Source organism: Actinophytocola sp., assembly GCF_036402745.1.
Taxonomy (GTDB): Bacteria; Actinomycetota; Actinomycetes; order Mycobacteriales; family Pseudonocardiaceae; genus Actinophytocola.
In genome coordinates, this window is sequence record NZ_DASWSJ010000278.1 from 1 (window position 1) to 10,962 (window position 10,962).

Consider the following 10,962-nt stretch of genomic DNA (forward strand, 5'->3'; position numbering starts at 1 on the left):
ATGAAGAAGATCATCAATGACCCGTCGAGCGTGGTCATCGAGTCGTTGCGGGGGTTTGAGCTCGCGCACGCGGACCTGGTCAAGGTGGTGCCGGAGCCGGCGGTCGTCGTGCGCGCCGATGCGCCGGTTCGGGGCAAGGTCGCGGTCATCTCCGGGGGCGGCTCCGGTCATGAGCCCATGCACGGCGGGTTCGTCGGGCCCGGCATGCTCGACGCCGCCTGCCCGGGGGCGGTCTTCACCTCGCCCACCCCCGACCAGGTGCAGACCGCGATCGAGCTGACCAACGGGGGCGCGGGCGCGCTGCTGGTGGTGAAGAACTACACCGGCGACATCCTCAACTTCGAGACCGCCGCGGAGCTCGCCGCCGCCGAGGACGTCGACGTCCGCACCGTCGTCATCGACGACGACGTCGCGGTGAAGGACTCGCTCTACACCGCCGGCCGACGCGGCGTCGGCGGCACCGTGCTGCTCGAGAAGATCGTCGGCGCGGCCGCCGAGCGCGGTGACGACCTCGGCGCCTGCCACGCCCTGTCCGAGCGGGTCGTGGCAGGCGTGCGCTCGATGGGCTTGGCGCTCGCCGCGCCGACCGTCCCGCACGTCGGCGAGCCGAGCTTCGACCTGCCCGACGACGAGATGGAGGTCGGCATCGGCATCCACGGCGAGCCCGGCCGGGCCCGGCTGCCGGTCGAGAACGCGGACGGGATCGTGGCCCGCCTGCTCGAGCCGATCCTCGAGGACCTGCCGTTCGCGTCGGGGGACCGGGTGCTGCTGTTCACCAACTCGATGGGCGGCACGCCGCTGATCGAGCTCTACCTCGCGCACGGGATCGCCGAGCGGCTCCTCGCCGAGCGTGGCATCGTCGTCGAGCGGCGGCTCGTGGGGCCGTTCGTGACGAGCCTGGAGATGCAGGGCATGAGCCTGACGTTGCTGAAGCTGGACGACGAGCTGCGCGAGCTGTGGGACGCGCCGGTGCGCACTGCGGCGCTGCGGTGGGGGATCTGACGTGGCCTGCTCCGCGGCGGACGTGGCCAAGGCGGTGCGCGCGGCCGCGGCGGTGGTCGCCGCGCACCGCGACGAGCTGGTCCAGCTGGACCGGGCCATCGGCGACGGCGACCACGGCGAGAACCTCAACCGCGGCTTCACGGCCGTGGTGTCCAAGTTGGACGAGTCCACTCCGGACACTCCGGGCGCCGTGCTCAAGGTCGTTGCCACCACGCTGATCTCGAAGGTCGGCGGCGCCGCCGGACCGTTGTACGGCACCGCGTTCCTGCGTGCGGCCACCGCGTTGGGCGACGCGGACTCCCTCGGGCCGGCCGAGGTGGTGACGGCGTTGCGGGCGGCGCTGGGTGGCATCGTCGCGCGCGGCAAGGCCGAACTGGGCGACAAGACGATGGTCGACGCGCTCGACCCGGCGGTGATGGCGGCCGACGGGCAGGACTCGGTCGCGTCGGTCCTGGAGGCCGCCGCCACCGCCGCGGCGCAGGGCGCGGACTCGACGGTGCCGCTGGTCGCGCGCAAGGGCCGGGCCTCCTACCTCGGTGAGCGCAGCGCCGGCCACCTCGACCCGGGCGCCCGCTCGACGGCGTTGCTGCTGCGTTCCTTCGCCGACTCGGCGGCCGGGTCGTGACTCGCGTCGGCCTGGTGGTGGTCTCGCACTCCGCGCGGCTGGCCGACGGGGTGGTCGAGGTGGCCGCCCAGATGGCCCCGGACGTGCGGGTGGTGGCCGCGGGGGGCACGGCGGACGGCGGCATCGGCACGGACTTCGACGCCGTGTCGGCGGCGCTCGGCGATGCCGACACCGGCGCCGGGGTCGTGGTGCTCTACGACCTGGGCAGCGCCCGGATGGTGGCCGAGATGGCGGTGGAGGCGTTGCCCGGCCCGGACACCGCGGTGCTGGTCGACGCGCCCGTGGTGGAGGGCGCGGTGGCGGCCGCCGTGGCCGCCCAGAGCAGCGCGGACCTGGCGGCGGTGGCCGCCGCCGCCCGCGAGGCCGCCGGTGCCGCAGCTCCGGCCGAGGCTGCCGGCTCGGCCGGTACCGCCGCTCAGCCCGGGCCGGCCGCGGAGGGGACCCGCGTCCGGCTGACCAACGAGATCGGCCTCCACGCCCGCCCCGCCGCCCTGGTGGCCCGCCGAATGTCCGAAGTGGACGCCGCGGTCACGGTTCGCTTCAACGACGCCACCGCCGACGGCCGCAGCGTCCTGGCCCTGATGGCCCTGGGTGCCAGCGGCGGCGACGAGGTCCAGGTGTCGGCCACGGGCCGCCAGGCCGCCGAGGCCGTCCGGCTTTTCGAGGAGCTGGCGGCCCGAAACTTCGACGAGTGATCCGTTCCGCTGCCGATCCGGGGGCCGTACGGTCACCCGTATGTTCTCCACCTCCCTGCGCCGCGTCGCGTTGGCCGCGGCAGTGATCAGTGCGTCCGCACTGCTGGTCGCGCCCGAGGCGGCCGCCTCCCCACCGGTCAAGCCGGCCAAGCCACCGCACGTCCGGGGCACCGAGACGGTGCCCGTGTACGACTACGCCGCCGCCATCCGCGAGAGCGTCTGGGTGACCACCGGCCTCGACAACGACCGGGACGGCGTCCCCGACAAGGTCGCCGTCGACCTGGTCCGGCCGCGGGAGACCGCGCGGGCCGGGGTCAGGATCCCGGTGATCATGGACGCCTCGCCGTACTACCAGTGCTGCGGCCGGGGCAACGAGAGCGAGCTCAAGAAGTACGCCGCCGACGGCACCGTGACGAAGTTCCCCCTCTTCTACGACAACTACTTCGTCCCCCGCGGGTACGCGTTCGCCGCCGTCGACTTCAACGGCACCAGCCGGTCCACCGGCTGCGGCGACGTCGGCGGCCGCGAGGAGATCCTCGGCGTCAAGGCCGTCATCGACTGGCTCAACGGGCGCGGCACGGCGGCCTACGCCGACGGCACCCCGGCCCGGGCGGACTGGACCACCGGCAAGGTCGGCATGATCGGCAAGTCCTGGGACGGCTCGGTCGCCAACGGCGTCGCGGCGACCGGTGTCGAGGGGCTCGAGACGATCGTGCCCATCGCGGCGATCTCCAGCTGGTACGACTACTACCGCGACAACGGCGTGCTCTACACCGCCGACTTCGGCCCCGCGTGGCTGTCCGGCAACGTCAGCGGTCGGCCGGCGCAGGTGTGCCAGCCGTTGCGCGACGACCTGCTGGCCGGGTCGGACAACGCGACCGGCAACTTCAACGCCTTCTGGGCCGAGCGCGACTTCGTGCCCGACGCGCGGAAGGTGAAGGCCAGCGTCTTCGTCGTGCACGGGATCAACGACCAGAACGTGGAGACCAAGCACTTCGCCCAGTGGTGGGACGCGCTCGCCAAGCGGGGCGTGCCGCGCAAGATCTGGCTCGCGCAGACGGGGCACGTCGACCCGTTCGACTTCCGCCGCGCGGACTGGGTGCCGACGCTGCACCGGTGGTTCGACTACTGGCTGCAGGGCCTGCACAACGACGTCATGCGCGAGCCGATGGCCTCGCTCGAGCGGTCGCCGGACGGGTGGGTGGACGAGTCGACCTGGCCGGCGCGCGGGGCGTTCTCGCTGCCCGTCCCGCTCGGCTCGGCCGGGACCCTCGGCCCGCGGCCCAGCCGTGGCGTCGAGACCATTGTGGACGATCCGACGATGACCGAGCGCCGGGCCGTCTCGAACCCGAACGCCGACGTTCCCGGCCGGTCGGTGTTCCTGTCCGCGCCGCTGACGCACGACCTGCGGATCAGCGGCACGCCGACGGTGACGCTGCGGGTCAAGGTGGACAAGCCGACGACGGAGCTGTCCGCGCGGCTGGTCGACTACGGCACGGCGCCGCGGATCAACTACCTCACCTCGGGTGAGGGCATCCGCACGCTGCCCACGGAGTCCTGCTGGGGAGCGTCCACACCGGACGACGACGCGTGCTACCGCGACACGGTGAAGAACGTGACGACGGCCGATCTGGCCGTCCTCAGCCGCGGCTGGGCCGACGCGGCGCACCACGACTCGCTGACGTCGCCGCGGCCGCTGCGGCCGGGCCGGTGGTACACCGTGACGTGGCGGCTGCATGCGCACGACGCGGTCCTGCCGACCGGCCGGGTGCTGGGCCTGGTCCTCACCCTGAGTGACACGGACTGGACCCTGCCGAGCACGACCGGCGCGACCGTGGACGTCGACCTGAGCCGCAGCCGGCTGAACCTGCCGGTGTCCCTCCAGCCCGGCGCGACCGCCCTACCAGACGCGACGGTGGCCCCGAAGGTGTCCGCCGAGGCCCCGGCCGAGGTCCGGGCCGCCGTGCGCGGGGACCGGTGGAGCACCTTCGGCTGATGCCGACCGAGGGGGCCGCACCGGCGGGAGCGCGGCCCCCTCCGCTCGACGCGCCTGCCTGCCGGGGCGACTGACATGATGCTGGTGTGCAGAGCGATGACCTGATGACGTTGACCAAGAGCTTCGGTGCCGATGTGCGCCGCGGTCTCGCCGAACTCTCCGGCCTCGGGTACGACGCGACCTTCCTCCGGCGAATGCTCGACAACCACGGCCCGGTCGACGCGGCCCGGCGGCTGGTCATGGCCCCGTCGGACGGCCTGATGCGGTTGAAGGCGCTCGAACGGCTCGACATGAGCGTCGAGATGTGGGTCCTGCTGCCGTGGTACGAGCCGCTGTTCAGCAAGGAGGTCCGGGACAAGGCGACCCGCAAGCTGCGCCAGCTCGGCGTGGATGTGCCGGCCGAGATCGCGCAGCTGGTCGCCGAGCGCGAACAGGAACACTGACCGAGGTTCGGCTCAGCAGGACGCCGCGCCGCTCAGGTACTCGGGAGCCGGGCGCGGTGGTCGTTCATCGTGGACCAGGGGTCCGGTTTGCGGGCCAGGCGGCGGCGGATGCGTTGCGGCGTGAAGCCGTCCGGGGTCGCGCGGGTCAGCTCGCGCCAGTCCAACGGGGTCGCCACCGGGGCGCCGGGGCGGGCGCGGAGCGAGTACGGGGCCACGAACGTCTGGCCGAAGCCGTTGCGGTTCACGTCCAGGAACACGCGGTCGCCGCGTTTGTCCTTGCGCTGGGCGGTCGTCAGCAGGTCGGGGTCGTCGGCGACCAGGCCCTCGGCGAGGTCCAGGGCGGCCGCGCGGACCATGTCGTGCGTGGCCACGGGCTCCAGCGGCGCCACGACGTGGAAGCCGCGGCCGCCGGTTGCCTGGACGAACGGGGTGAGACCACGCGCCGCGAACGCGTCCCGCAGGCGGCGGGCCACCGAGCGCAGGACCGCCACGGGCACGCCGGCCGGCGGGTCGATGTCGATCACCAGGCGGTCCGGGTGGTCCAGGTCGGGCACCGTGGCCGACCAGATGTGGAACTCGATCGTCGCCTGGTTGGCCAGGTACAACAGGGTGTCCACGTCGGAGCAGACGACGTGGTGCACGACGCCCGGGGCCGAGCGCCGCTCCACCGGGACGGTCTCGATCCAGTCCGGGAAGTGGTCCGACGCGTCCTTCTGGAAGAACCCCTGGCCGTCGATCCCGTCGGGGAAGCGGCGCAGCGTCAGCGGGCGGCCGGCCAGGTGCGGCAGCATCACCCCGGCGACGGTCCGGTAGTGCTCGACCACGTCGCCCTTGGTGAGCTGCACGTCCGGGAAGAACACCTTCTCCGGATGCGAGATCCGCACGACCACGCCCGGCGCGTACCCGGTGCCGAGCCGGCCGAAACCGTCACCACGCGGGCGGGGCGGCGTGGGCGAGCAGCCGGTCTTCGCGACGGCGGGCGGGCGGCCGCCGCCTCGTGCGCGGCGTCGCGGACCCCGGCCGGGCTCGGGGAACAGCGGGTACGGGTGGTCCTCGGCGAACTCGGCCCTGCTCTCCCGGTCGTGGTCCGGCAGCGCGACGCCCTCGAGCGGCGGGACGAGCACGAGGTGTCCAACGACCCGCCAGGGACGTTGTGTGTACACAGTGGACGGTGAGGCGACGGCCGTTTCCGTCGCGCGGGTCGCTCTTCGGGCAGGGTGTGCTGCCTCCCCGATCGCACGGTCGGGGGATTCCCCTCGGCGCACGGCGAACTACGTTCGGTGAGCAAACCCCTTCCTCTCGTTCCGGAGGCCTCATGTCCGAGGAAGTCTGGGCCTGGCTCCACCCGCAGCTGCACGATCTCCGGTCGGGGGAGCATCCCGACTCGACCTGGGACGAGGTTCGCGAGCGGTTCCGCCAGCAGACCGACGACCACCCCGCCGCCGCGCTGCTGATCGAGCGGCTCGACCTGCTGCCCGACGAGGAGCGCGAGCGTGTACTCGGCGGCGACGAGCTCGACGCGCTCGCCTACGAGGCGGCCCACACCACCGCGGAGCCGACCGAACCCACCGAAGCGCCTGCCGAAGAGAGCCCTGCCGAAGAGAGCTACGACGAGGCGGCCTGGCACGAGTTCGCCCAGACCAACCTGGCGCGATGGAACGGCGACGCCGGGTCCTGGACGGAGTTCCGGGCCTGGTTCGCCTACTACGCCGCGGAGGCGAGCGTCGGCGTGCCGGCCGAGACCTTCCTCCAGTACGTCGACGGGCTCGCCGTCGACGACCGGATCGCCACGTTCCTCCAGTACGGCGTGGTCATCACGCCGCCGGACGAGGTCGAGGAGCCGCCGGCCTCCACCCCGGCGCTGGACGCCCAGACCGAGGCGGCGGTCGACGAGGTCCTCGACGAGCACCCCGAGTTCGCCGAGATCTCCGAGGAACGGCGGCTCCAGCTCATCGCCGAGGTGATGGCCGAGCAGGCCTTGGCCGAGCAGACCTGAGGAGGTCACGATGACGGGCAAGAAGCGAAAGCTGGACGAGGTCGGTTCCGGCGCGGAGGAGCGGTTCAAGGAGGAGGTCCGGCGCAAGGTCTTCGCCGGCGGCGGGCGCTCCGGCCCGCGGCGGATGGCGCGGCTCACCGAGAACGGGATCCGGGCGCTGAGGTACTTCGAGGGCCCGGACTACGAGCCCGCCGCCGAGGCCGACGCGGGTGGCCGGCTCTCGACCGTGGTGCTCGGCCCGGGCAGCTACGTCACCCGCAGGTCCGACGCGAACTCCAAACTGCCCCAGGCCATCGTCGCCGCGCGGACCCACTACGGGATCGGGTTCAAGGCCGGGCACCTGGTCAACGCGGAGTTCGGCGGCGACGGCCAGAACGCGCGAAACCTGACGATCCTCACGCCGAGCGCGAACAGCGCCATGCGGGCGTTCGACAACAGGGTCAAGGACGCGTGCGGCCAGCTATGGCACGCCTACGTCGCCATGAACAAGCTGGGCATCGAGGTGGCCAATCTCGAGTTCGGCATCGCGCTCAGCATCGCGGTCGGCACCGACACGTGGAGCGTCGTCCCACCGGGCGACTGCATCGCCGACGAGCTGACCTGCACCGCGAGGCTGCACCGGCCGGTGAACGTGCAGGCCCTGCTCGACGCGGCGGCCCCGGACCCCGGGGACCGGCTGCAGGGCTGGCGGTCCCAGCTCGACGCCGCGACGCAGGCGGTGAACGAGGTGATCCGCCTGCTGGCCGAGGCGAACGCGAGCAGTCTCATCGACAACCGCCAGAACGGGGCGGACGCGTCCGACGACGAGGCCATGACCGACGACGAGGACGTGACCGACGACGAGGACGCGCTGGGCGTTTAGGACAGGATCTGTCCGCTGGGGCGCATAGCGTCGGGGCATGCGTGAGGTGCTGAGCCCGCGGGTGCTCAACCGGGCCGTGCTCGACCGGCAGCTGCTGCTGCGTCGGGTGCGGCTACCGGTCGTCGCGGCGGCCGAGCGGGTGCTGGGGCTCAACGCGCAGGGCCCGAACCTGCCCTACCTCGCGCTGTGGAGCCGGCTCGACGGGTTCGCGCTCGAGGAGCTGACCACCGCCCTCGAGGATCGCTCGCTGGTCCGGTCGACGCTGATGCGGGCGACCCAGCACGTCGTGTCGGTGCCGGACTTCGCGCTCGTCCGGCCGGCGCTGGCGCCGATGCTGAGCCGGGTGCAGCGCAACGCCTTCGGCCGCCGGACCGAGGGCGTCGACCTGACCGCGCTGGTCGCCGACGCCCGCGCGCAGCTCGCTGGCGGCCGGGTCCGGACCCGGCCCGAGCTCGGCCGGCTGCTCGCCGAGACGCGCCCGGGTGCGGACCCGACCGCGCTGGGCTGGACCGTGCAGTACCTGGAGCCGCTGCTGCATCCCGCGCCGAGCGGCACGTGGAACACCTACGGCCCGACGCCGTTCGCGCTCGCCGACTGGACGGGGGTCCGCGCGGAGCCGGACCTGCGGGAGCTGGTCCGGCGCTACCTGGCCGCGTTCGGCCCGGCGACCGTGGCCGACGCGCGGGCCTGGTCCGGCGTGGGCGGCCTGCGCGAGGTGTTCGCCGACCTGCGTCCGCGGCTGCGCCGCTACGCCGACGAGTCCGGCCGCGAGCTGTTCGACCTGCCCGACCGGCCGCTGCCGCCGCCCGACACGCAGGCCCCGGTCCGCTTCCTGCCGGAGTTCGACGCGCCACTGCTCGCCCACGCCGACCGCACCCGGATCATGACCGACGAGGTCCGCCGCGAGGTCTGCGTCGGCGCCGCGGTCGCCGCCACGGTGCTGGTGGACGGCACGGTGGCGGCGACGTGGACGACCACCCGCACCCCCGGCGCGGTGACCCTGACCGTGCGGCCCCTGCGCCGGCTGTCCACTGCGGACCGGACGGCGGTGGAGGCGGAGGCCGGCCACCTGCTCGCCTTCACCGACCCGGCCGCCGAGCACGACGTCCGGCTCGCCCAGGCCAGCTAGCTATCGCGGGTGATTCGTCCTTGTCGACCGGATCTCGCGGAAGAATCTTCGGCGCGTTGTCGAGTTCGGGCGGATCGGTTCGTCATCCTCTCTACAGGCGAGGAATGGAGAACTTCGTGCAGTACATGTTGCTGATCTACGACTGCGTGCGGCCCGAGCCCGGCGACCCGGACTTCGAGGACGCGCTGGCCCGGGTGAACGCGTTCGCCGACGAGTGCCGGCGGCGTGGCGCGCTGCTGTCCGGGAACGCGCTGCAGGGCGAGAGCACGGCCACCACGGTGCGGGTGCGGGAGGGCCGCACGCTCATGACCGACGGCCCGTTCGCCGAGACGCACGAGCATCTCGGCGGCTACTACCTGCTGGAATGCCGGACCCTGGACGAGGCGCTCGAGCTCGCGGCGCTGTGCCCGATGGCGGCGGACGGGGGGATCGAGGTCCGCCCGATCGCCGAGGTGCCCGGCATCGACCACACGCCGGCCGGCCTGGCGGTCGCCGGCGAATGACCCCGACATGACCCCGACATGACCCCGACATGACCGCGGCGCCCGCCGTGGAGCGGGTGTTCCGCGAGAACCGGGCCCGGATGCTGGCCGCGCTGGTGCGCGCGCTCGGCGACTTCGAGCTGGCCGAGGACGCGCTGCAGGACGCCTGCGCGACGGCGTTGCGTCGGTGGGGCGACACGGTGCCGGACGACCCGGTCGCGTGGCTGCTCACGGTGGCCCGCAACCGGGCGATCGACAGGCTGCGCCGCGCGCGGATGGCGGTCGCCAAGGAGGCCGACGCGGAGGAACGGCGACCGACGATGACCGAGTACGGCTTCGGCGAGGACCGCCTGGTCAGCGTGGGTGACGAGCGGCTGAGCCTGATCTTCACCTGCTGCCACCCGGCGCTCGCGGAGGAGGCGCGGGTGGCGCTGACGCTGCAGGCCGTCGTCGGGCTCACCGCCGGCCAGATCGCCCGGGCGTTCCTGGTCGGCGAGTCGACGCTCGCGCAGCGCCTGGTGCGGGCCAAACGCAAGATCCGCGACGCGCGGATCAGCCTCGACGTGCCGGCGGACCACCTGCTGCCCGAGCGGCTCTCCGGCGTGCTCGCGGTGGTGTACCTGATCTTCACCCAGGGCTACACCGACGCCGTCGGGGACCGCGGCCTCCTGCGTGCGGAGGCGATCCGGCTCGGCCGGCTGATCGCGAGCCTGATGCCCGACGAGCCCGAGGCGCTCGGCCTGGTCGCGTTGCTGCTGCTGCACGACTCCCGCGCCGCGGCCCGCTACACCCCGTCCGGTGACCTCGTACTGCTCGAGGACCAGGACCGGACGCGCTGGGACGCGGGGGAGATCGCCGAGGGGATCGTGCTGCTGAGCCGCGCGCTGCGGCACGGCGTGCCCGGCCCGTACCAGCTGCAGGCGGCGATCGCGGCGGTGCACGCGCAGGCCGCGACCCCCACGGGCACGGACTGGCCGCGGATCGCCGCCCTGTACGACGAGCTGCTGACGGTGGCGCCGACCCCGGTGGTGGCCCTGAACCACGCGGTGGCGGTCGCGATGGCCGACGGTCCCGAGGCCGGGCTGGCCCTGGTCGAGGAGATCGAGGGGCTCGACCGCTACCACCTGTTGCACGCCACCCGCGCGGACCTGCTGCGCCGCCTGGGCCGCGCCGGCGAGGCGGCGGCCGCGTACCGGCGGGCCCACGAGCTGGCCACGAACCCGGCCGACCGGCGTTTCCTCGCGGGCCGGCTCCTGGCGCTCGACACCTAGTGTCCCGCGCCGGACACCAGCGACTGTCGAGAACCGCCGCCGCCGTTCGTCCTTCGGTGCGTCGACACAAACCCACCGAAGGGATCGGACGATGTCCGCAGAGATCAACTGGTTCGAGCTGCCCGCCGACGACACCGCGAAGGCCCGCGCCTTCTACGGCGAGCTGTTCGGCTGGCGCACCAACAACATGTTCGACGGCGGCGACTACCACGTCATCGAGAACGGGCCCGTCGGCGCGATCGTGCCGCGCAGCCCGGAGCTCACCCATCCGCGCGTGTACTTCGCGACCGACGACATCGACGCCGCGGTCAAGCGGATCCACGAGCTGGGCGGCACCAGCGAGGCCGTGCAGGACATCCCCGACACCGGCCGGGTCGTGCACTGCCAGGACGACCAGCGCACGCCGTTCAGCCTCTTCCAGCCACAGTCGTGACGCGACGGTGCGGGAGGAGCCACGGCCC

Annotated in this window: 12 protein-coding genes; 11 read left to right on the plus strand and 1 reads right to left on the minus strand. The window is 73.3% G+C overall.

Annotated features, from left to right (window positions below; genetic code table 11):
• The 5 genes from dhaK to VGD70_RS26330 form a co-directional block, all read left to right on the plus strand.
• A partial coding sequence (gene dhaK, locus VGD70_RS26310; RefSeq protein ID WP_331085895.1) for a dihydroxyacetone kinase subunit DhaK occupies window positions 1-1,002 on the plus strand: 1,002 nt, incomplete at its 5' end.
• 1 nt (window position 1,003) lies between these two features.
• Window positions 1,004-1,627, plus strand: coding sequence for a dihydroxyacetone kinase subunit DhaL (dhaL, locus tag VGD70_RS26315; RefSeq protein WP_331085897.1), 624 nt, complete (start codon window positions 1,004-1,006; stop codon window positions 1,625-1,627).
• Window positions 1,624-2,322 carry a dihydroxyacetone kinase phosphoryl donor subunit DhaM gene (gene dhaM, locus VGD70_RS26320; RefSeq protein ID WP_331085899.1) on the plus strand — a complete coding sequence of 233 codons (699 nt, stop codon included), beginning with the start codon at window positions 1,624-1,626 and terminating at the stop codon, window positions 2,320-2,322. Before dhaL ends, dhaM begins: the two co-directional genes overlap by 4 nt.
• Before the next feature lie 40 nt (window positions 2,323-2,362).
• On the plus strand, window positions 2,363-4,318 hold the full coding sequence (locus VGD70_RS26325) for a Xaa-Pro dipeptidyl-peptidase (RefSeq protein ID WP_331085901.1): 1,956 nt from the start codon (window positions 2,363-2,365) through the stop codon (window positions 4,316-4,318).
• 86 nt (window positions 4,319-4,404) lie between these two features.
• On the plus strand, window positions 4,405-4,761 hold the full coding sequence (locus tag VGD70_RS26330; protein WP_331085903.1) for a hypothetical protein: 357 nt from the start codon (window positions 4,405-4,407) through the stop codon (window positions 4,759-4,761).
• 32 nt (window positions 4,762-4,793) lie between these two features.
• On the opposite strand, the gene ligD is transcribed toward VGD70_RS26330, so the two are convergent.
• Window positions 4,794-5,885 carry a non-homologous end-joining DNA ligase gene (ligD, locus tag VGD70_RS26335; RefSeq protein ID WP_331085904.1) on the minus strand — a complete coding sequence of 364 codons (1,092 nt, stop codon included), beginning with the start codon at window positions 5,883-5,885 and terminating at the stop codon, window positions 4,794-4,796.
• A 191-nt stretch (window positions 5,886-6,076) separates the two neighbouring features.
• Between ligD and VGD70_RS26340 the strand changes: the two genes are divergently transcribed.
• From VGD70_RS26340 to VGD70_RS26365, 6 genes are all read left to right on the plus strand, one after another.
• Window positions 6,077-6,757 (plus strand): hypothetical protein, encoded by a 681-nt coding sequence (locus VGD70_RS26340; protein ID WP_331085906.1) that lies wholly within the window; start codon window positions 6,077-6,079, stop codon window positions 6,755-6,757.
• Window positions 6,758-6,767: 10 nt separating this feature from the next.
• Window positions 6,768-7,619, plus strand: a complete 852-nt coding sequence (locus VGD70_RS26345; protein WP_331085908.1) for a hypothetical protein — start codon at window positions 6,768-6,770, stop codon at window positions 7,617-7,619.
• A gap of 37 nt (window positions 7,620-7,656) precedes the next feature.
• Complete coding sequence (locus VGD70_RS26350; protein ID WP_331085910.1) at window positions 7,657-8,748, plus strand: winged helix DNA-binding domain-containing protein; 1,092 nt, start codon at window positions 7,657-7,659, stop codon at window positions 8,746-8,748.
• 116 nt (window positions 8,749-8,864) lie between these two features.
• Window positions 8,865-9,251 carry a YciI family protein gene (locus VGD70_RS26355; RefSeq protein WP_331085916.1) on the plus strand — a complete coding sequence of 129 codons (387 nt, stop codon included), beginning with the start codon at window positions 8,865-8,867 and terminating at the stop codon, window positions 9,249-9,251.
• A 29-nt stretch (window positions 9,252-9,280) separates the two neighbouring features.
• On the plus strand, window positions 9,281-10,501 hold the full coding sequence (locus tag VGD70_RS26360) for an RNA polymerase sigma factor (protein WP_331085912.1): 1,221 nt from the start codon (window positions 9,281-9,283) through the stop codon (window positions 10,499-10,501).
• Window positions 10,502-10,592: 91 nt separating this feature from the next.
• Window positions 10,593-10,934, plus strand: coding sequence for a VOC family protein (locus VGD70_RS26365; protein ID WP_331085914.1), 342 nt, complete (start codon window positions 10,593-10,595; stop codon window positions 10,932-10,934).
• The last annotated feature ends 28 nt before the right edge of the window (window positions 10,935-10,962 follow it).